The sequence below is a fragment of the Meiothermus cerbereus DSM 11376 genome (assembly GCF_000620065.1).
Classification (GTDB): Bacteria; Deinococcota; Deinococci; order Deinococcales; family Thermaceae; genus Meiothermus; species Meiothermus cerbereus.
Map to the genome: position 1 here is coordinate 60021 of NZ_JHVI01000013.1, position 21430 is coordinate 81450.

Consider the following 21430-nt stretch of genomic DNA (forward strand, 5'->3'; position numbering starts at 1 on the left):
CTGGGGTAGACTCTAAGGATGAAATTTTGGAGTCCCCTTCTTGTACTTCTTCTGCTGGCCGGCTGTACGCCCCAGCCTGGCATTAGCGATAGCCAGCGCCGGGAATGGGGTTTGCAACCCATTATTGCTGACTTTGCCCCGGATCGAGGCGAGGGCGGCAAGTACAAGCTGCGCGAACGGGTCTTTTTTAGCTTTACCCTGAGCCAGCCGGGCTACGTAACCCTGGTTACCATGGACTCCGACAGCACCACGGTGGTGCTCGAGCGCAACGTGCAGCTACCCGCAGGCCGCCATACCTTCCCACTGGCCACCGACCGCAACGCCCAGGGCCAGGCCACCTACCTGGTCGTACCGCCTTTGGGGCCCTCGCGCTTCCGGCTTTTGTACACCAATGTGCCCGCCACCAACCGGGAGCTGTTTAGGGGCAAACTGAGCAACGAGGAGTTCAACCGCCACACCCAGGCTTACCTGAGCGGGGCCCAGGTACGCGATGTGGCCGAGACTTGGATGGAGGCGGTGGAATGAGGGTTTTTATACTGTTCCCCCTGGCAATGTTACTGCTGGCAGGCTGTACACCTCCTGGCCCTTCGACGCAGGTATGTACCCCTGTTACTGAGCTGGGTAGCGTAACCGGTAGCCTCACACCTGTGAGCGCCCTAAAGGTGCTCGATCCCGACAAAACCGAGGTGGCCCCCAGTCAGGTGGTGGTTACCGACAGCGCGTTTAACGCTAGCGCGGGCGATGTGCTGGTTAGTAACTGCAACGATGGCCTGTTGCGCAAAGTTAAGAGTGTCTCTAGTCAGTCTGTCGCAAGCGGTGGGGTTTCCAGCCAGGCGGTGCGGAAAGTGTATATCCAGACTGAGGAAGCCACCCTCGAGGACGCCATTGCTTCAGGCGATGTGAGCCTCGAGACCGACCTGACCATCGGCGAGGCCAACATGGTGCAGGCTTTGGATGGGGTGAGCGTGCAAGATTTCACCGGGCGCATCAACCTAACCAACGTCAAGTTCGACATCCCGGGTGTTCCCGGCGGGAGCATCACCCTCAATGGCTTTATCGAGCAGACCCTCAAACCCAGCTTCAACCTGAAGATTAGCAGCGGCAGCGTGGAGGTGTTCAGGGCCAGTATGAGCGGCACGCTCAAGTCCTCCATTACCGCCACCATCCAGGCCAACGCCAGCTACAGCCCTTTTAGCCTGAACAAAGAGCTGGCCTCCTGGAACATCAAGCGGGCCTTCCTGGTGGGCAGTGTGCCTGTGGTGGTGGTCTTGCAGCCCAAGCTGATTGCCGGGGTGAGCAGCAACGCCAGCGGCAAAGTAACGGTGCAGGTGGGCATTGCCCCTACCTTTACCACCAACCTCCAGCTCGACTACGACCGCAGCCGCACCACCAACGGCGGGTGGAACAACACCTTTAGCGCCAATTTTGCCCTTAATCCCACCTTCAACTACTCGGTTCCGGTGCAGGGTGCGGGCAATGCCTTCGCGGGGCTGGCCATGGACATCAAGTTTTATGGCGTGGCGGGGCCCAGCCTCGAGGCCAAGCCTTTCATCAACCTGACCCTAAACGGCAATAACGGCTCGGCGGCCCTCAAAACCGGCATCAACGGTAAAAGCAAGGTCGAGGCCGGATTCAAGGTGCTGGGCAAGGGCCTCGAGACCAGCTACGACGGGCCCAGCATCGAGCAGGCCCGCACTTTTAGCTGTCAGGCCCCCAACAAATGTACCGCCAACTGAAGATAAAACCCTCTGGGGTGGGGGCCAGGGCGGTTGCACTTTGCGCCTCTAGGCCGCAAAATACCCAGGTGTTCGAATTTGCCATCACCGCCCAGTCTGGTCGGGCCCGCACTGGGCTTTTTCACACCCCCCACGGCGTGGTGCAAACCCCAGTCTTTATGCCGGTGGGCACCCAGGGCAGCGTGAAGGGAATCTCGCCCCAGGAACTCAAGGCGATCGGCTCGCAGATTATCCTGGGCAACACCTACCACCTGCTCCTCAGGCCCGGCCCCGAACGGGTGCGGGCCCTGGGCGGGCTGCACAGGTTCGCCGCTTACGACGGCCCCTGGCTCACCGACTCGGGCGGTTTCCAGGTGATGAGCCTGGGCGACCTGCGTAAAATCAGCGAGCAGGGCGTAACCTTCCGCAGCCACCTGAACGGCGACCTGATCGAGCTCACCCCCGAGTACAGCATCCAGGTGCAAGAAGCCCTGGGGGCCGACATCATCATGGCCTTCGACGAGTGTCCGCCCTACCCGGCCAGCCCGGAGTACCTGAAGGCTTCCATCGAGCGCACCCTGCGCTGGCTCGAGCGCAGCCTGAAAGCCAAAACCCGCCCCGACCAGGCCCTCTTTGCCATCGCCCAGGGCGGAGTTGATCTGGCGCTCCGTAAAGCCAGCGCAGAAGCAACGGTGGCCTTCGGCACCCCCGGTTTTGCCATTGGCGGCTTAGCGGTGGGGGAGCCCAAAGAGGGCATGTATCCGGCGGTGGAGCTTTCCACCCGGCTGCTGCCCGAAAATAAGCCCCGCTATCTGATGGGCGTGGGCCACCCCGAAGACCTGGTGGCCGCGGTGGCGCTGGGGGTGGATATGTTCGACTGCGTCTACCCCACCCGCACCGGGCGCTTCGGCTACGCCCTGGTGCCCGAAGGCCGGCTCAACCTCAAGCTCACCCGCTACCTCGACGATCCCCAGCCCATCGACCTCGAGTGCGACTGCTACGCCTGCACCCACTACAGCCGGGCCTATCTGTGCCACCTGGTGCGGGCCGAGGAGATGCTGGCCCCCCGCATGATCTCGCTGCACAACCTGCGCTACCTGCACCGCCTGATGGAAAGCGCCCGGGAGGCCATTCGGGCAGGCAGTTACGGCGATTTCGCCCGGGATTTTGCCCGAAGGCGCTTTGGGCTCGAGATCCCAGCGTGGTTCAGTAAGGCACTGGAAGCAGGCGGGCACTGGTAAGGTTATTCTGAAAACGTGCATGACGCGCTGGTGATCTACAAAGGCAAGCCCGCCCTGGCCCGCGGGGCCGGGGACAAGCTACTGCTCGAGCTGCCCTCGGGCGAGCGCCTCAGGGTGCGCCCTAAGGACGTTCTCCTGCTGCACCCCGGGCCTGCCCTTCTGCAGCTCAGCCCACCCCAGGGTGAGGTGGAGACAGCCTGGGCCCTGCTAGAAGGCCAGACCGTAAGCCTGCGGGAGCTGGCCGAACTGGTCTATGGCCAGTACACCCCCGAGGCAGCGTATGCTGCGTATCAACTGACCCAGAACGACCCGCGCTTTGTGCTGGAAGGAAGTGGGGCTCGAGCCCGTACCCAGGCTGAGCTAGAGGCCATCTTGAGGGATAAAAGGCACAAAGAAGAGCGTGAACAGGCCTTTTTGCAGGGTGTACAGCGGCTTAGGCAAAAAGCCCCGGCCCCGGAGGATGCCCCTCTCTTGGCCGAACTCCAGGCCCTGGCTTTGGGCAAGCGCAAGGAAAGCCCCGTGTTGCGGGCCCTGGGACATCCCGAAACACCGGAGAGCGCCCACCGCCTTCTGCTCGACCTGGGGGTCTTTCGCTACGAGAACCCGCACCCCCAGCGGCTAGGCCTCCGTCTCTTTCCACCCGAGTTAGCTATACCCCCTTTGCCGCCGGAGCAACGAACCGACCTCACCGCGCAGCTTGCTTACGCGATTGATGACCCCGGAAGCCAGGACCCAGACGACGCCATTTTCGTTGAGCCGGTTGCCTCAGGCTACCGTCTTTTGGTTCATGTGGCCGACGTGGCCGCCCTGGTAACCCCAGGTAGCCCGCTGGACCAGGAGGCCATGCGCCGAGGGGCCAACCTTTACCTGCCCGAAGGAACCATCCCCATGCTGCCTTTCGCCCTCACAGAGGCTTTAGGGCTGGGGCTAAAGGAGGTCTCCCCCGCCCTAACCTTCGAGTTGTGGCTCTCGAAGGAAGGCGAACTTTTGCAGCAAAGCGTCTACCCAAGCCTGGTGCGGGTGCAACGGATCACCTACCAGGAAGCCCTCGAGGTAGCAGCGCTCCAGGCGCTACAGGCCGTCGCCGAGGTCTTGCAGGCCCGCCGGGTCGCGCAAGGCGCTCTGGACATCGCCCTGCCCGAAGTCAAGATACGGGTCGAGGGAGAAGCCGTCCATATCCTGCCCCTTCCCCCGTACCCGAGCCGGGTCTGGGTGCGCGAGGCCATGCTGCTGGCCGGCTATGCCGCGGCCCAGCTAGCCCTGCAAGCAGACCTTCCTTTTCCCTTTGCTACCCAGGAAGCCCCCAGTTTCCAGGTGGAGGCATCCGGCCTGGCTGGCATGTGGGCCCAGCGCAAGGGCCTCAAGCGCACGCAGCTCAAGTCCACCCCTGCGCCCCACCACGGTCTGGGCCTGCCCTTCTACGCCCAGGTGACCAGTCCACTGCGGCGCTACCTCGACCTGGTGGCCCATCAGCAGCTCAGAGCCTGGCTGCGCGGGCAAAAACCCTTATCCCAGGCCGAGTTGCTCGAGCGGGTCGGCGCGGCCGAGGCCATGGCCGATTTGGTGCGGGAAGCCGAGCGAAAAAGCCGGGATCACTGGATCCTGGTGCACCTTCTGCAAAAAGGCTATGAAGGTTCCGGAACCCTGGTAGAGCGGCGCGGCCTGCAGGGCCTCTTCTTTATGAATGAGCTAGGGCTGGTTACGCAGGTAGCCCTCGAGCAAAACCTGCCGCTTAATACCGTGGCCCAGCTCCGCTTTCGGGGCGCAGAGCTACCCCGCCTGGAACACCACTTCAGCCTGCTCACCACCGAAGTGGGGTAAGGACGCATCGTGTACAAAACCTTACCCCTCCCGGTAAAAGCGGCTGTTCAGGTAGTAGTCGGTGTACAGGATTTTTACAAAGGCTGCCAGCGGCACCGACAGCAAAGCACCCCCCAGCCCAAATAGCGAGGCCGCTATCAGCACCACGGAAATGCCCGTGACCGGGTGCAGGCTGGTGGTGCGGCCCATGATGATGGGCCAGACGAAGCCCTGAATCTGGTTGCACAGCCACAAGGTAAAAGCCACCACCGCAAAAGCCAGCCAGCCCAGCGGTAAAGCCAGCACCAGCGCCGGTATGGCCGAGATAATCACCCCCAGCACCGGCACAAAGCTAAAGATGAAGGCCAAAAAGCCCAGCGACATGGCCTGGGTAAGAACCTCGAGGCCAAACCCCTGGAACACCCCAAAGGCTATATACATGGCCAGGGTGATGAGTGCTCCGTTGAACAGCGCCCCCAGAATGGTGCCACGCACATAACCCCCAAAGGCCATATCGGCTTTTTGGGCCAGCTCGAGGGTGCGCGGCTGGTAAGGCGCGGGAATGGCCCGCAGCAAAGCCGCCCCAATGCGGGGGAGGTCGTAGAGCAGGTAAATCGAGATGGTAATGACCGTCAGAAGCTGAAAAGCCCCCCCCAAAAGCCCGGTGAAGAAGCCCAGTAGGTTGCCCCCCTGGGCCAGCACCCCCTGGAGGGCCTGTAGCAAGGTCTGGGTGAAGGCCTGGAGCAGGGTTTGCAGGTTGAGGGCAGCCTGATCGAGGGCCTCGAGCAAAACCGGCGGCAGCTCGACGCGGCCTATCTGTTCGGGCAGGCCTTGTACCCAGCCAATCAGAGGCCACAACAACGCCGGTAAACCCGCGGCAAAACGGGCCAGTTGACCCACCATGCCCGCCAGCAGCACCGTAGCCAGACCCATAAAGAACAACATGCCCACAAAAACGACCACCACGCCCAAAGCTCGGGTGAGGCGGCGCACCTCGAACCAGCGCACCACCGGGCCGACCACATACGAAAACACAAAAGCCACCAGCACGATATTCACAGCGGTACGCGCCCCGTTCATCACCCAGCTCAGCAGCAAAAATGCTAGGCCCGCCAGGCCCACGTACACCACCACCCGCACCCAGGGGTTCTGCCAGGCCCAGCTCAAAGTTGCGCCCATACTCCCTCAGCCCTCGCGGTAAAAGTGGCTTTTCAGGTAAAACTCGGCATAAATGACCTTGAAGAAGGCCAGCAGCGGAACCGCCACCAGTGCGCCCACCAGCCCGTAGAGACTCGAGCCCACCAGAATTGCGCCAATCACGCTAACGGGATGCAGGCTGGTTGCCTGCCCCAGAATACGGGGGCTCAGGAAGTGGGCCTCCACCTGGTTCACAACTACCACCACCCCCAGCGCGGCTATGACTTGCGGCCAGCCTACCGTCAGTGCCAAAAGCAGCGCAGGCATCGTGGAAATAATCACCCCCGCAAAAGGGATGATATTGAACAGTCCCGCCAGCAGTCCCAGCGAACCAGCCAGCGGCACCCCGAAGACCCAGAGCCCCAGTCCCACCAGCAAGCCCACCCAAAAAGCCACCTGGATTTGCCCGCGAATATAACCCCCCACAGCACGATCCAGTTTGGCTGCCATATCCGCCGCAAAAGGCTGGTAGGGCAACGGAATGGCCTGGAAGAGGGTCTTGGAGATTTGGGGTAGGTCGTAGAGCAGATAAATCGAGATGATGAGCGCAGCAAAAAACTGGAGCACTCCCCCCGCCACCGACGCCAGGAACCCCACCAGGTTGCCCCCCTGGGCCAGCAGGGCCCGCAGCCCCTGCAAAAGGGTCTGGGTAAAGCCCTCGAGCAGGGTTTGCAGGCTCTGGGCTGCCTGGGCGAAGGCCCCTTCCAAAGCGGGGGGAATCTCAATCTGACCCACGCGCGAAGGGATATTTTCTATCCAGGCCAGCAGGGGCGTGAGCAGGCGGGGAAGTTCTGTAGCAAAGCGGGCCAGCACGTTCACCATGTCGGCGATCAAAAACGAGGCCAGCCCCAAAAACAATCCCAGCCCCAGGTAGACCAAAAGCACCCCCACAAAGCGGGGCACCCTGCGCTTTTCCAAGGCCCGCACAATGGGCGAGGTCAGGTAGGCAAAAATAAAGGCCAGAAAGAGCGTGACCAGAGCCGCTCTGGCCCCGCCAAACACCGCCCCCAGTAGCTGAAGGAGCAGGTAGACCAGAATCAGATAAACCGCAATCCGAATCCACAGCAGCTTCCAGACTTCGGCAAGGTCGCGGCGCATGGGGATTACAATACCGTACCCTCTAGGGGAGACCGAACTCGAGCTTGGCCTTGGCCCGCACCATCTCGGGCCTCAGACCCTGACCAAAATACCTGTCTTTGTCGGGCTCGCCATCCCACAACTCGAAGAGCAGCCGTGCCCCCTCGCCCCGACCCCGCAGGGCGGCCTCGGTGCCGCTGTTGCCCACCCGGCCAATCCACTGCCCTTTGTGAACCTTGCTGCCCACCTTAAGGCCAGGGGCAATCTCGGAAAGGTGGGCATATACGGTGGTAAAGCCCCCTGGGTGGCGAATCCAGACCTCTCGCCCGCGCAGCCGATCCATTTGCTCGGGGCTGGCCCCATTGGCAACCGCCCGAATCAGGGCCTCGAAGTCGGCGCGGGTCATCTCTTTGTAAGTGGTCTCGGCCTTAATCACCTCGCCCCCCGCCGCCGCCACCACCCCCATGCCAAAGCGCACCGGCACACAAGCATCACCATCGATAAACACAAAACCGGGGTTGGTGCCTTTGCGGTATTCGCGGGGGGCACCGGGCAGGTTGCTGTCGGTTTTGGGAAGGCAGGCGCCCGGCAGGGGCAGCATAAAGCCCTCGGGACCTTTTTGCAGCTCTTGCTTTAGTCGGACAATTTCCGCCTGCAAACCCGCCATCTGCCGGCGCGCACTGGATAGTTGGGCGCTCTGCCACAAGGCTATAAGCGTAACCAGAGCGAGCACAACCCAGCCGGGTTTGATCGGCATGGGTTTATTCTATGCCAAAAATAAAGAGACGCGGCAAGCCACGTCTCTAAGTATGGTCTTGCTTTTTTAAAGCAGGCTCAGAAGGCGGGCTTTGATCTGCTTGGCGCTGAGGCCCTCGAGCTTCATACCTTTGGAGCGCTCAACCAGCTCGTAGACCTTGTGGGCATGACTGTTGGCCACCCGGAAGGTGATGTTGTGGCCAGCCACCGTTACGGTCACTTTGCGCAGGTTGGGCTCTTGCCAGTGCTTGGTGTAGCCGGTAATCTTCTTACCTACCCCACCTTCCCGTTTGGCCTTACCACGGGTGATGATGCTGTAGGCCACCGTGGGGCGCTTGCCGCTAATTTCGCAGATCTTCGACATCGCAGGACTCCTAACTGCCAACACAAGGGGTAACCCCTTGCTTCAGGGCAACAGTAGCGAGTATAGCATACCCTCACGGGGCCGTGCTAGACTTCCCAGCGGTATGAACATCGCCACCTGGCTGGTTCCCGTCCTACTGGTCGCCGATCAGGCCATCAAACTTATGGTGTTGTGGGCGGTAGGCCCCCGCATTTTTGACGAAGGGGTGGGCGCCATTTTTCTGACCAATCTGTTCTGGATCGTGGACGCGACCTTCATCAAAAACACCGGCGCAGCCTTTGGAATTTTCCAGGGCGGTGCCCGCATTCTGGTCTGGGTGAGCCTGGTGGTGGGCATCGGGATTCTGCTCTATCTGAGCACGAACCACCGAAGGGTCTCGCTTCTGAGCCAGATGGCTTTTTCGCTAATTGCCGCAGGTGCCCTCGGCAACGCAATAGACCGTCTGGGCCACGGCTGGGTGGTGGACTATGTGGACATCAACCGCACAGGCATCTTTATCCTGGACAGCTTTCCCATCTGGAACCTGGCCGATGCTTGCGTGGTGGTTGGGGTTTTCATGCTGTTGCTGCCCCAGCGCAAGCGGCGCTACTGAGCCTGGTACTCAGGCACAGCAGAGCAAGCTGGCAACAGGCCGCAAAAGCCTCGATTGGTTCTTTTTCTGGGGCCCCCGCCTGAAAGCGCGGGCAGCAGCCTGAAAAACGATGGTGCTCCAACCCGCCCCTAACGGAACGATTCGGGTGGGGTTCACACATCAGGCCTCGGGATTAAAAGCCACGGTAGCTGCTTCTGGCTGCTTGCTTTGGGCAATAATTTCCCGCACCCGCTCGCCTTGCACAATCTCTGTTTCCAGGAGTTCTGCGGCCAGCTGGTGCATGGCCCTGGCATTGTTGGACAGCACTTGTTTAGCGCGTTCGTAAGCCCGATCCAGAATAGCCCTGATGTCCGCATCAATAAGGCGGCTGGTCTCCTCGGAGTGGTCTTGCTTCTTGGCAATTTCCTCGCCCAGGAAGATGGGGCCGGTGTTGGATCCCCAGGCCACGTTTTTGAAGTGGTCACCCATGCCCCAGTCAAGCACCATCTGCTTGGCCAGACTGGTAGCCTGCTTGAAATCGTTGGCCGCTCCAGTGGTGATGGTGCCCACAAACAGCTCTTCGGCGGCCCGGCCCGCTAAGGTCATGGCCAGGGTGTCCTCGAGGTGCTCCTTGCTCATCAGGATACGCTCCTCGGGCTTGCTCCAGCGCACCCCGAGGGCCATTCCCCTGGGCACAATCGAAACCTTCTCGGTCTTGTCGGCATAAGGCAGCTCTTCGCCCGCAATAGCGTGACCGGCCTCGTGGTAGGCCACAGCCCGCTTTTCCTGCTCACTCAGCTTGAGGGTGCCGCGCTCGAGGCCCAGCATAATTTTGTCGAGTGCGGTCTGGAAGTGCACGTTGGCAATCTCGGTGGCATTTTCGCGGGCAGCCTGAAGGGCGGCCTCGTTAACCAGGTTTTTCAGATCGGCACCGCTGAACTGGGGGGTCAGACGGGCCAGGTTCTCTACATTGACATCAGGGGCAAACTTTTTACCCCGCATATGAACCTGCAGGATTTCCTTGCGCTCTTCCAGGGTAGGCAGCCCAATCACCACCTGGCGATCAAAGCGCCCTGGACGCAAAAGAGCTGGGTCGAGGATGTCCGGGCGGTTGGTTGCAGCCAGCACAATTACGCTGGTATCCTTCTCGAAACCATCCATCTCGGAAAGAATTTGGTTGAGGGTCTGCTCGCGTTCGTCGTGGCCCCCCCCAATACCGGCCCCACGCTTGCGGCCAATGGAGTCCAGCTCATCAATGAAAATGATGGCTGGCGCATTGCGGCGGGCTTCCTCAAACAGGGTACGCACCCGGCTGGCCCCCACCCCCACAAACATCTCCATAAACTCCGAGGCCGAAACCGAGAAAAACGGCACCCCAGCCTCGCCCGCTACCGCACGGGTTAGGAGGGTTTTACCCGTGCCGGGCGGTCCCACCAGCAGCACACCCTTGGGGATCTCGGCCCCAATGGCAATGTATTTTTGCGGGTTTTTGAGGAAGTCCACCACTTCCATCAGCTCTCGCTTAGCTTCACTGTGGCCCGCCACATCTTTGAAGGTGGTATTAACCCGCCGCTCTTTGCCGTACTGACGGGCCCGGCTCTGGCCAAACTGCATAACCTGTCCGGCCCCGCCCTGCGAACGCATAAAAAAGTACCACCAGAACGCGATAAGTATCGCTATGGGCCCCACGGTATATAGAAGCTGGGGCCAGATGCTAGGCAGGCGATTTTCGATGATTACGCCATTCTGACGGAGAAGGTTGGTGAACTGGGGATCGCTGTAGCCCGCCGGAAGGGCAATAACAGTAAAGCGGTCGGTGGTTTCAGTGGTGTTGCCAGCCTTGATGCGCTCAGGTGCCTTAAAAAAACCGTTGATGCGACCTTCCTGCAAAATGACCCGGGCTACCTTGCCCTGCTCGACATAGCTGATGAAATCGCTATAGGGAATGCTAATGCGGGCATTGTTGCTGCCACTAAACAAGGTAAAGAGCCAGTAAGCCAGAATGGCGACCAAAGCCAAGCTCCAGGGGTTGATGCGATTAGACAAACCAAAACCTCCATTGGGCGCCTGCGGTGCAGGCCGTGCACATTCTGCCGATTATATAACGGCAGGCAAGTGCACTAAAACTGTAAATCATGGTACTCAATCCTGGAATGAGGAATGAGTCCCAGGGCCTAAATACCAGAATTTGGCCGGTTGGCTGCTGGGTGTCGAAACCGCCAGGGCCAACTGGACGATCCCCTTCGGGACAGACGGCCAGGGCCGCTGTTCACCTGTGGCGAACCCTTTGGGATAGAACCCGGCCCATGCTTGGGTTGCCCAGGTAGAGGTGCTGATGCAAGGTTTGGCCCATTGGCTCACGCCTGAATGCGCACAGGTGGCGTAGCGGGCACCGGCTCGCTTCTGGCCCCCTGCTGGAGCCCAATCAGGAAGCCCATCTTGATGAGTGCGATAACCTGCTCGGTTTGACCCGTCCGCACCAACTCCTCCACGTACTCGGCCAATCCGGGCGGGAAAGGCATCTGCCGAAGGGCTTCGCGGTTGGCTTCCACCATTTGTTGAATCCACTCTACCGGTGTCATATCCACTTGCTAATATAGCACTCAACTTTTCTAACATTCGGTTTTCTGACACCATCTGACTCCATCTAGGGCACCTCGCCCTGCAAAGCCGGAAGCACGCGAGGTTCGAGGTGGGCCTAGCGGTCTGCTTGTCGCTCGTTGGCCGACAGCTCACTTTGCAGCCAGGCCAGCACGGCCTCGGCAGCCGTTAGGTTGGTGGCAAGAGGTACGTTGTGAACATCGCAAACCCGCATCAGGGCTTGCACGTCAGGCTCGTGTGGCTGGGCCTGCAGCGGGTCGCGCAGGAAAATAACGGCCAGTATTTTATCCTCGGCAACCATGGCCCCGATCTGCTGATCGCCGCCCAGAGGCCCCGAAAGCATACGGGTTACTTCCAGGCTGGCCTTTTCCTGCAGTAGCCGCCCGGTGGTACCAGTGGCTACCAGGGGAAAACGCGCAAGCAGGGTTTTGTGGTCTTTGGCAAACGAGACCATATCGGTTTTCTTGCCATCGTGGGCAATAAGGGCCAGTGCTTTCATCGGTTCTATATTACGGCCGACCTGGGGGCCGCTGCGCTGGCTGCAAAAAAAGTCTGTTAGTTCAGTGTTCGATTTCCGTCCAGCAGGCTGCGGGCCCGCTCGAGGTAGTTGCTGAGGGTTTGATGCCATTCGTCGGCAGGGTGCAGGTAGGGCAAGACGGCCTCACTGCGAGCAATTATTTCACCTGGGCGACGAAAACCCAGCTGGGCCAGGGTATCCACCACCATTTGCTGGGCCATGACCCAGTCGCGGCTGCCCTCGGGGGCCGTTTCGCAGGCCTGGGTGTAGTGCTCGAGGGCTTCTTCCAGGTGCAACAAATCGTAGGCCAGGCTGCCCAGAATCAGGTATCCGGCGCTTGGGCTTCCCTGACGGATGGCCTCCCGGGCTGCCAAGCTGGCCTCGTTGTAGCGGCCCAGGCGATACAGAACCTCGGCCAGATCGCCATAGATATCGCCTCGGTGGCCGTACTCGGGGTCGCGCAGCACCTCCCGCAAGGTGGCCTCGGCCTCGGCAAACTCGCCGGCTTCCAGATAGGCGACGGCCAGCTCGTGCAGAGCATAGCTTTTGTCCGGTTCTTCGGCGCGCCGCACAGCCTCCCGGAAAGCCTCGATGGCCTCGCGGGGCTGCCCTAGCTGCATGAGGGCCTGTCCGTGCACCAAAGGCGTACCGTGCGCTGGCTCTGCTCCGCCCCGCTCTAGCTCCAAAGCCCGCTGGATGGCCTCGAGGGCCAGGTTGGGGTTGCCGAGCAAGAGGTGGCTACGGGCCAGGAGATAGTAGCGGGTGGCCGCCTCTTCGGGGTCTTCCACCTCAGATATTTCGGATTCGGCTTCTTGCAAAGCTTGCAGGGCCTCGAGGCCCATTCCGGCTTCCACGAACATCGCCGAGGCATCTATGAGGTTCCAATAGTGCTCCATGCCGACCGCCAGACGCGAAGCTTCTCTATATGCTGCTGCGGCCTCGGCGGCCTGCCCCAGCCGTTCGAGGGCCTTACCGCGCAGGGTATGGGCACGCCAGGCCAGGAAAGCAGGCAGCTCGAGGGGACGGTTCAAGATTTCCAGGGCCTCTTCCGGCAGACCCAGGTACATCAGCGCCTGGGCCTGGTGATAGAGGGCCCTGGGGTCGGCAGTTTTTGGCAAAATTTGCCGTACTTCCTCCTCCGAAGCACCTTCCAGCGCGCGCATCTCGCCCAGGATGGAGCGATAGCGCGGATGAGACTCCAGCGAAGGTACGCTGCTGAGACCCTCTTCCAGCGCCCGGTTGGCGCCCTCAATGCCCCCTTCGCCATACAACGAGTAGGCCTCGGCCAGCAACAAGGCGGCCTCGGCTGCTTCTTGCCCATGCGCTAAAGCCAACGTGCGTATTAGCGTTTCAAACGCCGTATCGTAGTCGCCTTGGTGGAGGGCCTCGAGTACCGCTTGCATTGTTTCCCATCATAAGGCGGAAACCTTAGAGCAATGAGAACAAAGTCTGCTTTCTCGCTGCCCCGAACACCCCCAGTTTTACCTGACTCAGCCTGCCCAGGGGGAGCAGCTTGGGCGGTCTGTTCCAGGTGGAGGCCGTCCGCCGGGTCAGGGTAAATAGCCGACCGATGGCAGACCCTCTGGGAAGTTTTCTTATGGGACAGTTCTACTGACCAAAGGCGTCTATTCTGTTAAGTAGGACGGTCTTATGCCACAACGCTACATTCCACCCCCCACCCCACAGTACGCGCTCGAGTCCGGCCCCATCCTGCTCAAGGATGGTCGGACGGCCACCTTGCGCCCGGCCAGACCTGAAGACCGGGCCCTATTTGTGGACTTCCTCCAGCGCCTATCGCCCCAGGCCCGCACCTTTCGGTTTTTCTCCGAGGTCAACCCGGAAACCGCCGCCGACCTCCTCTTGCGTAAACCACCCGACGAAGACAAAGTAACCCTGGTGGTGCTCACCGGCGACCCCGAGCGCATCATCGCTACGGGCGAGTACGTACAGGAGGGGCCCGGCTCTACCTCAGCCGAGGTGGCTTTTCTGGTGGACGACTGGTACCAGGGGCGGGGCCTGGGCTCGTTGCTGCTCGAGCGACTGGCCCTGATTGGGGTTCAGCGGGGAATCCGGCGTTTTCATGCCTTCACGCTGGCCGAAAACAAGCAGATGCTGGAGGTGTTCAAGGCCAGCGGCTTCAAGGTTGAGTCGCACGCCGAATCCGGCGAGGTAGAGGTCAGTTTCGACATCGAACCCAACCCCGAGATGGTGGCCCGGTTTGAGCTGCGCGAGCGCGTGGCTACGGTGGCCTCGCTCCTTCCCGTCCTGCGCCCCAGGGGCGTGGCGGTGGTGGGCGCTTCCAGAGACCCCACCAGCGTTGGCTATCAGGTTCTGGAGCACCTGGTACTGAACCGTTTTCAAGGCCCGGTCTATCCGGTTAACCCAGCCGCCTCCCCCGCTGCAGGCGAGGTGCCGGTGGTGGGCTCGCTGCTGGCCTACACCTCGGTCAAGGCCGTGCCTGGCCCGATTGATCTGGCCATCATCACCACCACCCGCGACAAGGTGCTCGAAGCCGCCGAGGCCTGTGGGCAGCGGGGGGTGCGGGCTTTGATGGTGGTCACCACCGATATGGATGAGCCGCAAACCAAGGCCCTGGTTCAGACCTGTCGCCGCTACGGCATGCGGCTCTTGGGGCCAGGTTCGCTGGCCCTGATGAGCACCAGCCCCGATGTGCAGCTTTGCGCGGGTCTGGCCCCGCGTCTGCCCCTCCGTGGGCGCATCGCCATGTCCAGCCAGAGCGGGGCGGTGGGGCTGGCGGTGTTGGAGTATGCCCGCGAGATGGGAATGGGGTTTTCCAACTTTGTCTCGCTGGGCGCTAAGGCAGACATCTCCTCCAACGACCTGATCCAGTACTGGGAAGAAGACCCCGAGACCGGGCTCATTCTGCTGTACGTGGAGTCGTTTGGGAACCCCAGGCGCTTTGCCCGCCTGGCCAGACGGGTTGGGCGCAAAAAGCCTATTCTGGCGGTGCGGCCGGGGCGCGACCCGGTGGTAGAAGCCCTCTTCAAGCAGACCGGGGTGGTGCGGGCCGAAGACCTGGAAGAGGTGTTCGACATCGCCGCTATACTGGCCCACCAGCCCCTGCCGGAAGGCCCCCGGGTGGCCCTGCTTACTAATGCCTCGGGGCCGGCCTACCTGGCCAAAGATACCCTCGAGGCCGAGGGGCTACATACCTATACCCGCGATCTGGGCTCGAGGGCCACCGCCGAGGAATACCTGGCCGCCGCACGTGAGCTCCTCTCCGGTGGCTACCATGCTGCCATTGCCCTCTTCGTGCCGCTTGGCTACGCAACCCTGGAAGAGATAACCGAGGCGCTGCGAACAGCCTTCAACGAAGCCCGCGCTCAGGGCATCAACATCCCCGTGCTGACCTGCTTTATGACCACAGGGCGGCCAAGGGTACGGCTTGGGGCCGAGCTGGTGCCCTCGTATCGCTTTCCCGAGTCGGCAGGGCGGGCTTTGGCCGCAGCTTATGTGTACGCACAGTGGCGCAAAACCCCACCAGGGGAAATTCCCGACCACGGTGTGCAGGAAGACGCTGCTAGAGCCCTGGTGAGCAGGGTCAAAGGCCGCCTGAACCCAGAGCAAGTCCAGGAACTGCTGGGCTACTTTGGCCTCTCGCTAAAGCCATCCGCCCGCCAGGGCATTGCTATGGTCGTGCGAATCCGGCACGATGCCCTCTTTGGGCCGGTGTTGAGCCTATCCCTGAGCGGACTCCCGCTGGGCGAGCAGTTGCTGGGCATCCGCATCACCCCTCTTACCGACCGGGAAGCCCTGGAGATGCTACAGCCCCTGTCGGGTAAAGCCCACCTCGAGGGCCTGCAAGACCTGTTGCTGCGGGTTTCCCGCCTGGTGGAGGAGCTACCCGAGGTGGAAGGGCTCGAGCTCAACCTGCTGAGCCAGCCCAATGATACCCAGATTGTCCAGGCCCAGGTCTGGCTGCGAAGCGATTCGGCCAAAAAATAGCGCTTGCAGCTACAAGTACCGGTTCTGGCGGCAAACCTTTAGGGCTTCCGGCCCACAAAAATGCTCCAGTCCTCCTTGCCGTCCGCCGAAACAGCCAGGTGGTAGTACACAGGCTCGATTTCATGCTCGCTAAGCAGCAGTTCCAGCGGCGCCACAAAGGCCCAGCGCAAAATCCCCTCCTGCCGGATCAGCGGTCTGGGCTTGTGTTCAGGCCGCACAATCAGCACCAGCCGCCCACCACGCTTGAGCACCGGCAGGGCATGGCTTAGGTGCTGGGAGAGCCAATTGGTGTAGTCGGCCTCAGGGGGGTCTTCCACCCTGGCATCGAAGATGTTGTGGACAAACCAGGCAAAGGTGGGCGGGTGCAGCACCAACAGGTCGGCCACTTCTTCGCCCAGGGCCTCCACCAGCGCGGCAATGTCCAGCTTTTGCACCAGCTGGCCGTCCCCCGCGATATCACCGCCCCAGGCCCGTCGGCCCAGCTTTTGCGCTTTTTGCACCACCGTACCCTGGCCGGCCATGGGGTCTACCACCAACTCCCCTGGCTGGCTATAGCGCCGAACCAGCTCCTCGGCAATGGTTGGGTTGAGCCCCTCGTAGGCGCGGGCACGCTTATCCACCGGAAAAATCCAGACCGGCTTGCTGGTCCAGCCCGGCACGGCCCGGCGGGGTACCAGCAGCGCTCGCCAGGTGTGTTCCTGGGCCGCTCTTTGCAGCTCGGCCAGCCCGAGCCTCCGCTTCCGATAGCGGCTCAAAAGCTTTTGCACTTCGGCAAAGCTCGCACCTGCTGCAAGCATCCGGTGCAACACGGGGCCAATGGGCGGCTGCAAACAGGCCAGTGGAAGCACCGTATAACGAAGGTGCTTGCTGCTGTTAATCCCCACCTCTCGGGCAAACAGGGCAAAATTGGCCTGATCTAGCTCCAGCAGGCTCGAGGCCACTTCCCGGTCGTCTGCTTTGGGTCGGTTCAAAAACACCCGGCCCACCTGCAATACCCGTTGATAAACCTGATAAGCCTTGGGCATAGCTTCACTTTACCGCTTGAAAGATTTCTTTTCGACGGAAAAAGCATCCTGCTGGCCAGCCGTTCCATCCCTTGCTGGGGCAAATAGCCCTAGGGTCATCCGTTGGGCCCCAGCCAGCGGGCTACTCGATTACGATTTTTTCCAGACCAATCTGGGGCTGGGGGTACTGCATCCTAAGGCCCTCGAGGGTTTCTACCAGGATGCTGCCGACCAGCCAGTTACGGTACCAGTTCTTGTTGGCTGGAATCACGTACCAGGGGGCATACTCGGTGCTGGTTTCGCGGATAGCAACCTCGAAGGCTTCCTGGTACTGATCCCATAGCTTTCGATCCTCGAGGTCGCCCTTGCGAAACTTCCAGCGCTTCTCGGGGTTGTCCAGGCGTTCCTGCAGGCGTTTGCGCTGCTCTTCTTTGGAGATGTGCAGGAAGAACTTGAGGATGATGGTACCCTCATCGGCCAGCATGCGCTCGAACTCGCGGATGTGGTGGTAGCGCTTCTGCCAAACCTGCTGAGGCACCAGGTTTTTGACCCGCACCACCAGCACGTCCTCGTAATGGGAGCGGTTGAAGATGACCAGCTCGCCCTTGCGCGGCACCTGCTGGTGGACACGCCAGAGGTAGTCGCGGGCCAGCTCGTGCTCGGTGGGTACGCCAAAGCTGGCTACCCGTACCCCGCTGGGATTTACCCCATCGAAAACCGCCCGGATGGTGCCATCCTTGCCACCCGCATCCATGGCCTGCAACACCACCAGCACTTTATGCTTACCTTCCGCATAGAGCAGCTCTTGCAGCGTTTCCAGGCGCTTGTTGAGCTTGGCCAGGGCTTCCAGGGCTTCCTGTTTGCCGCCCTTGAAGGCGCTGGTCTCGTCCGGGTCATAGTCCTTCAGGCGAAAAGAACCATTGGGCTGGATGCGGTATTTGTTCATGCTGGCTCCTGCTGGAATTCTATGCCAGGGCGCTTACCTCTGCCAAAAACCCCAGCCCGGCCTCAGCTATGCATTATTGCAAAGTTCGGTAGTCTGTAACCGTGTACAGGTGGATTGGCTGGCTTTTATGTTGCTCGCTGGCGCTGGCCCAGCAGCCGCAGCAGCTTCTGGTGGGACATCGGGCGCCGGTGGGCGCAGTTGGCTTCGGCCCGGGGGGTATGCTGGCCCTGGGCGCCGATAGCTATGTTCAGCTGTACCGCGCCGATGGGGTTTTTTTGCGTACCCTGAGCGGACACGCCGACACGGTGCGTGCGCTGGACTTCGCCCCAGATGGCACCCTGCTCAGCGCATCGTCCGACACCACGCTGCGGCTGTGGAACCCCCAGAGCGGTCTGCTGAAGGGTGTGCTGCAAGGCCACCGCGACCAGGTCTGGTCGGCCCGCATCAGTCCAGATGGTCAGCAGGTGCTGAGCGGCAGCGCCGACGGTGAGTTGCGCCTGTGGGACGCGCGAGGCTCGAGCCAGTCCATCTCTATGGGGCGCGGCTGGGTATACAGCCTCGGGCCTGGCCCCAGGGAAAATCTGTGGGCTGCCGGTGGACAGGATGGGGTGCTTTTGTGGAATCCCAAAACCGGCTACCGGCTGCCGCTTTTGGGGCAGATCTCGGTGCGGGCTGTGGCCTGGGGGCCGAAGGGACAGCTGGCCAGCGGCGACCGCGAGGGGCAGATCCAGCTTTGGGATGCTGAGGGGCGCTTTGTGCAGCAATGGAAAGCCCACCGCCTGGCGGTGGGGGCCCTGGTCTGGAGCGACGATGGGCAGCTCATCAGCGGGGGGCAGGATGGCCAGATTATTTTCTGGGACAGCAACAGACCCCTGAAAAGCCTGCAAACCGCCTCGGTGCTGAGCCTGGCGCTGGCTGGAAACCAGCTTCTGAGTGGGCACGACGATGGGCAGGCCCGGCTGTGGAGCCGGGAGGGATTGCTGTTGCAAACCCTAAAGCCCCCCGCCGCCTCGGTCACCACCCTGGCCTATAGCCCCGATGGAAGCTGGCTGGCCAGTGGGGGCTGGGACGGCGAGGTCTGGCTCTGGAACCGCCAGGGTCAGCCGGTGCGCCAGCTCCGCGAGGCCACGCTGGAGATTACCGCCCTGGCCTTTAGCCCGGACGGAGAGCACCTGGCCGCAGGCAGCCGCGACGGCCTGACCCGCATCTACCAAACGACCAGCGGGCGGCTGGTGCAGCGCCTCGAGGCCCACGGCAACGGGGTGGGGGCCCTAGCCTTCGCCCCCAACGGTCGGGCCCTGGCCACCGGCGGGCGCGATCGGCTTATTCGGGTTTGGGACTGGGCCAAAGGCCAGAAGGCACTCGAGTTCCGCGCCCACGAGTCGCACCTGACCGGCCTGGCCTTTAGCCCCGATGGCCGCACCCTTTACAGCAGCAGCGCCGACGAAAGCCTGGCCTGGTGGCGCTTGCGCCCCGAGGGGGCACGGCTCGAGCGCCGCATCATGGCCCACTCCAGGGGCATCTATGGCCTGGCCCTGAGCCCGGGCGGGGGCCTTTTGGCCACCGCCAGCCACGACCAGACCCTCAAGCTCTGGGATGCCCGCTCCGGTAAGCTGCTACAAACCCTGACCGGCCATACCGAGGCTGCCCAGGCCCTGGCCTTCTCGCCCGACGAAAAGCGGCTGGCCAGCGTGGGCTGGGACAAAACCCTGCGCCTGTGGAGCGTCCAGGGGCAGCTTTTACAAACCACCTCGGGTTTTGTACGGCCCCTTTACGCAGTGGCCTGGGCCCGCGACGGCAGGCTGGCCGTGGGCAGCGGCACCCTGCGGCAAGCCGGAACGATTGCGCTGTTTAAGCCATGATGTCCTTTTGCTGGGGCCCCCACCTGAAGCTGTGCCAGGAGTTGCCCTTGCATCCGGTCGGCCCTGACCTGCCCAAAACAAAAAGCTTCAGGCAGGGTTCACATCAGGAGGTTTCCAGCCAGACCCGCCCATACGGGCGTACCTCGCCCTGGGGGAAGGCTTGCTGCAAGAGCCCCTGTAAAAACTGCCCCGCGGAGGGGAACAGCCCGGCGCAGCTGGGGTTGGTATACACAAACACATAGCGGGGGGGCCGGGGGGACTGGCTGAAAGCCAGCGCCCCGGTGTATTCAGGGAAGGCCTGGTAGAACACGGCCAGAAGCGCCTCCAGCCGGGCTCTGGCCTCGGGCAGGGGTTCTTCGTCCAGGGGCCGCACCCAGAAGGTCACCACCTTGAGGGGGGTCATGGTCGGCCTCCGTGCTGCCAGACCGGCACCTGCCGCAGCAGGTCGGCCAGCTTTTTGACCCCCTCGGCCAGGCGCGGCCCCGGACGGCCCAGGTAGGCTTCTTCCAGGGCAAACACCTGCCGATGCCTCAGGGCGGGAATGTTTAGCTTGCGGCGCAAAACCACCTCCGGACGCAGTTTTCTCACCCCGCACCAGGAGACCGTGATCAGGTCGGGCTGGGCCTCCTCCACCTCGGCGGGGGTGAGGGGCTTGGAACGCACCTCGAGGTGGGCAAAGGCGTTCTGGGCCCCCAGGGCTTCCAGCATCTGCGTGACCCAGCTATGTTTCCCAGCGGCAATCATGGGCTTGGGCCACCACTCCACCATCACCCTGGGCGGGCGCACCCAGTGCGGCAGCGAGCCTTTGGCCTGGGCCATCATCTGCTGCATGGCCCATACCACCTGCTGGCCCCGCTGCTCCACCCCCAGCGCCCGCGCCACCTGCTGAATGTCCGCGTAGACGTCCTGTAGGGTCTGCGGGTCGAGCACCAGATGGGGAATTTGGCGCTTTGCCAAGCCCTCCACTACCCGCTCCATCCCCGGCACGCTCAGGCTGGCCAGCACCAGGTCGGGCTTCAGGGCCTGCACCCTGTCCAGATCGATCTGGAGGTCGGGCCCTACCCTGGGCAACTGGGTCACCTGGGGGGGAAAGTCGGAGTGGCTGTCCACCCCCACCAAACTATCCAGGCAGCCCAGGGCCCAGACGATCTCTGTGTTGGAGCAGGTCAGGCTCACCAGGCGCATACGGGTTCGCTCGTTATCGACGCTTTTTGACCAGCCACTTATCCTCGGCGAAGCCTTCGCGCCGGTTGACCACTCGAGCCAGCGTGAAGAGCAGATCCGAGAGCCGGTTCAGGTAGCGCATGGCCTCCCCATTCACCTCTTCGTGGCGCATTAGCTCCACCACCCGGCGCTCGGCCCGCCGGACGATGGTGCGGGCCAGATGCAAAGCTGCCGCGGCGGGGTGGCCGCCGGGGTGAATAAAGCCGGTAAACGGGGGGGCTTCTTCCTGGTAACGGTCGATCAGGGCCTCGAGCTTTTCCACGTCGCTGGCGTCCATGCGGGCCAGGTTGCGCTCGTAAGGGCCGCCCGCGCGGGTTGCGAGGTCGGCCCCCAGGTCGAAGAGGGCGTTCTGGATGTACTCGAGGTCGGCCTCGATATCGGCGTGGGCCCCTGCCAGGGCCGCCCGAGCCAGCCCGATGGCGCTGTTGGCCTCGTCCACCGTGCCGTAGGCCTCCACCCGGGGGTGGTCTTTGCCCACCCGATCGGCCCCGTAAAGGCCGGTCTCGCCCGCATCGCCGGTTTTGGTGTAGATTTTCATACTTCCATTTAACCGCACAACCGCCCCATCGAATTGGGTTCAGGAAGACAC

20 protein-coding genes are annotated in these 21430 nt (G+C 62.1%); 7 read left to right on the plus strand and 13 right to left on the minus strand.

What is annotated here, in order from left to right; genetic code table 11:
• Positions 1-18: 18 nt before the first annotated feature.
• From Q355_RS0106090 to Q355_RS0106105, 4 genes are all read left to right on the plus strand, one after another.
• A complete protein-coding gene (locus Q355_RS0106090) occupies positions 19-525 on the plus strand; it encodes a DUF4384 domain-containing protein (RefSeq protein ID WP_027876977.1) in 507 nt (168 codons plus the stop codon).
• Between the two features lie 122 nt (positions 526-647).
• Positions 648-1736: a hypothetical protein gene (locus Q355_RS0106095; protein ID WP_245597511.1), complete on the plus strand. Its 1089-nt coding sequence runs from the start codon at positions 648-650 to the stop codon at positions 1734-1736.
• 68 nt (positions 1737-1804) lie between these two features.
• Positions 1805-2956, plus strand: coding sequence for a tRNA guanosine(34) transglycosylase Tgt (gene tgt / locus Q355_RS0106100; protein WP_027876979.1), 1152 nt, complete (start codon positions 1805-1807; stop codon positions 2954-2956).
• Between the two features lie 15 nt (positions 2957-2971).
• The gene (locus Q355_RS0106105; RefSeq protein ID WP_027876980.1) at positions 2972-4777 is read left to right on the plus strand and encodes a ribonuclease catalytic domain-containing protein; all 1806 of its coding nucleotides are present in this window, start codon (positions 2972-2974) and stop codon (positions 4775-4777) included.
• A gap of 21 nt (positions 4778-4798) precedes the next feature.
• Here the strand turns inward: Q355_RS0106105 and Q355_RS0106110 are convergent, their stop codons facing one another.
• From Q355_RS0106110 to Q355_RS0106125, 4 genes are all read right to left on the minus strand, one after another.
• On the minus strand, positions 4799-5935 hold the full coding sequence (locus tag Q355_RS0106110; RefSeq protein WP_027876981.1) for an AI-2E family transporter: 1137 nt from the start codon (positions 5933-5935) through the stop codon (positions 4799-4801).
• Between the two features lie 6 nt (positions 5936-5941).
• A complete protein-coding gene (locus Q355_RS0106115) occupies positions 5942-7051 on the minus strand; it encodes an AI-2E family transporter (protein WP_027876982.1) in 1110 nt (369 codons plus the stop codon).
• A gap of 22 nt (positions 7052-7073) precedes the next feature.
• Positions 7074-7787, minus strand: a complete 714-nt coding sequence (locus Q355_RS0106120) for a M23 family metallopeptidase (RefSeq protein ID WP_027876983.1) — start codon at positions 7785-7787, stop codon at positions 7074-7076.
• Positions 7788-7853: 66 nt separating this feature from the next.
• Positions 7854-8150 (minus strand): large ribosomal subunit protein bL28, encoded by a 297-nt coding sequence (locus tag Q355_RS0106125; RefSeq protein WP_027876984.1) that lies wholly within the window; start codon positions 8148-8150, stop codon positions 7854-7856.
• A 103-nt stretch (positions 8151-8253) separates the two neighbouring features.
• Here Q355_RS0106125 and lspA point away from each other — a divergent pair, with 103 nt between their 5' ends.
• Positions 8254-8742 (plus strand): signal peptidase II, encoded by a 489-nt coding sequence (lspA, locus tag Q355_RS0106130; RefSeq protein ID WP_051529336.1) that lies wholly within the window; start codon positions 8254-8256, stop codon positions 8740-8742.
• Positions 8743-8901: 159 nt separating this feature from the next.
• Here lspA and ftsH read toward each other — a convergent pair whose 3' ends face one another.
• The 4 genes from ftsH to Q355_RS0106150 all read right to left on the minus strand — a co-directional run bounded on the left by ftsH (position 8902) and on the right by Q355_RS0106150 (position 13242).
• On the minus strand, positions 8902-10767 hold the full coding sequence (gene ftsH / locus Q355_RS0106135; protein WP_036258842.1) for an ATP-dependent zinc metalloprotease FtsH: 1866 nt from the start codon (positions 10765-10767) through the stop codon (positions 8902-8904).
• Between the two features lie 311 nt (positions 10768-11078).
• Complete coding sequence (locus tag Q355_RS0106140; RefSeq protein WP_027876987.1) at positions 11079-11303, minus strand: hypothetical protein; 225 nt, start codon at positions 11301-11303, stop codon at positions 11079-11081.
• A gap of 116 nt (positions 11304-11419) precedes the next feature.
• Positions 11420-11821: a methylglyoxal synthase gene (locus Q355_RS0106145; protein ID WP_027876988.1), complete on the minus strand. Its 402-nt coding sequence runs from the start codon at positions 11819-11821 to the stop codon at positions 11420-11422.
• A gap of 56 nt (positions 11822-11877) precedes the next feature.
• Positions 11878-13242: a tetratricopeptide repeat protein gene (locus tag Q355_RS0106150; protein ID WP_027876989.1), complete on the minus strand. Its 1365-nt coding sequence runs from the start codon at positions 13240-13242 to the stop codon at positions 11878-11880.
• A gap of 247 nt (positions 13243-13489) precedes the next feature.
• Between Q355_RS0106150 and Q355_RS0106155 the strand changes: the two genes are divergently transcribed.
• Complete coding sequence (locus tag Q355_RS0106155; protein WP_027876990.1) at positions 13490-15805, plus strand: bifunctional acetate--CoA ligase family protein/GNAT family N-acetyltransferase; 2316 nt, start codon at positions 13490-13492, stop codon at positions 15803-15805.
• Between the two features lie 38 nt (positions 15806-15843).
• Here the strand turns inward: Q355_RS0106155 and Q355_RS0106160 are convergent, their stop codons facing one another.
• Positions 15844-16830, minus strand: a complete 987-nt coding sequence (locus Q355_RS0106160) for a DNA methyltransferase (RefSeq protein ID WP_027876991.1) — start codon at positions 16828-16830, stop codon at positions 15844-15846.
• Positions 16831-16951: 121 nt separating this feature from the next.
• Entirely contained in the window at positions 16952-17755 is an 804-nt protein-coding gene (locus tag Q355_RS0106165; protein WP_036258844.1) for an AMP/ADP-polyphosphate phosphotransferase, read from the minus strand.
• A gap of 101 nt (positions 17756-17856) precedes the next feature.
• On the opposite strand from Q355_RS0106165, the gene Q355_RS0106170 reads away from it, so the two are divergent.
• Entirely contained in the window at positions 17857-19617 is a 1761-nt protein-coding gene (locus tag Q355_RS0106170) for a WD40 repeat domain-containing protein (protein ID WP_245597512.1), read from the plus strand.
• Between the two features lie 103 nt (positions 19618-19720).
• On the opposite strand, the gene Q355_RS0106175 is transcribed toward Q355_RS0106170, so the two are convergent.
• Genes Q355_RS0106175 through Q355_RS0106185 form a run of 3 tightly spaced genes read right to left on the minus strand, consistent with a single transcriptional unit; the run spans position 19721 to position 21379 of the window.
• A complete protein-coding gene (locus tag Q355_RS0106175; protein ID WP_027876994.1) occupies positions 19721-20020 on the minus strand; it encodes a hypothetical protein in 300 nt (99 codons plus the stop codon).
• Positions 20017-20802, minus strand: a complete 786-nt coding sequence (locus Q355_RS0106180; RefSeq protein WP_027876995.1) for a cobalamin-binding protein — start codon at positions 20800-20802, stop codon at positions 20017-20019. Before Q355_RS0106180 ends, Q355_RS0106175 begins: the two co-directional genes overlap by 4 nt.
• A gap of 13 nt (positions 20803-20815) precedes the next feature.
• Positions 20816-21379, minus strand: coding sequence for a cob(I)yrinic acid a,c-diamide adenosyltransferase (locus Q355_RS0106185; protein WP_027876996.1), 564 nt, complete (start codon positions 21377-21379; stop codon positions 20816-20818).
• Between the last annotated feature and the right edge of the window lie 51 nt (positions 21380-21430).

Bases quoted from the DNA above. Each gene is read 5' to 3' on its own strand.
- Q355_RS0106090 (WP_027876977.1), top strand. From the start codon at position 19: ATGAAATTTTGGAGTCCCCTTCTTGTACTTCTTCTGCTGGCCGGCTGT.
- Q355_RS0106110 (WP_027876981.1), bottom strand. From the start codon at position 5,935: ATGGGCGCAACTTTGAGCTGGGCCTGGCAGAACCCCTGGGTGCGGGTG.
- Q355_RS0106115 (WP_027876982.1), bottom strand. From the start codon at position 7,051: ATGCGCCGCGACCTTGCCGAAGTCTGGAAGCTGCTGTGGATTCGGATT.
- Q355_RS0106120 (WP_027876983.1), bottom strand. From the start codon at position 7,787: ATGCCGATCAAACCCGGCTGGGTTGTGCTCGCTCTGGTTACGCTTATA.
- Q355_RS0106125 (WP_027876984.1), bottom strand. From the start codon at position 8,150: ATGTCGAAGATCTGCGAAATTAGCGGCAAGCGCCCCACGGTGGCCTAC.
- lspA (WP_051529336.1), top strand. From the start codon at position 8,254: ATGAACATCGCCACCTGGCTGGTTCCCGTCCTACTGGTCGCCGATCAG.
- Q355_RS0106140 (WP_027876987.1), bottom strand. From the start codon at position 11,303: ATGACACCGGTAGAGTGGATTCAACAAATGGTGGAAGCCAACCGCGAA.
- Q355_RS0106145 (WP_027876988.1), bottom strand. From the start codon at position 11,821: ATGAAAGCACTGGCCCTTATTGCCCACGATGGCAAGAAAACCGATATG.
- Q355_RS0106150 (WP_027876989.1), bottom strand. From the start codon at position 13,242: ATGCAAGCGGTACTCGAGGCCCTCCACCAAGGCGACTACGATACGGCG.
- Q355_RS0106155 (WP_027876990.1), top strand. From the start codon at position 13,490: ATGCCACAACGCTACATTCCACCCCCCACCCCACAGTACGCGCTCGAG.
- Q355_RS0106160 (WP_027876991.1), bottom strand. From the start codon at position 16,830: ATGCCCAAGGCTTATCAGGTTTATCAACGGGTATTGCAGGTGGGCCGG.
- Q355_RS0106165 (WP_036258844.1), bottom strand. From the start codon at position 17,755: ATGAACAAATACCGCATCCAGCCCAATGGTTCTTTTCGCCTGAAGGAC.
- Q355_RS0106175 (WP_027876994.1), bottom strand. From the start codon at position 20,020: ATGACCCCCCTCAAGGTGGTGACCTTCTGGGTGCGGCCCCTGGACGAA.
- Q355_RS0106180 (WP_027876995.1), bottom strand. From the start codon at position 20,802: ATGCGCCTGGTGAGCCTGACCTGCTCCAACACAGAGATCGTCTGGGCC.
- Q355_RS0106185 (WP_027876996.1), bottom strand. From the start codon at position 21,379: ATGAAAATCTACACCAAAACCGGCGATGCGGGCGAGACCGGCCTTTAC.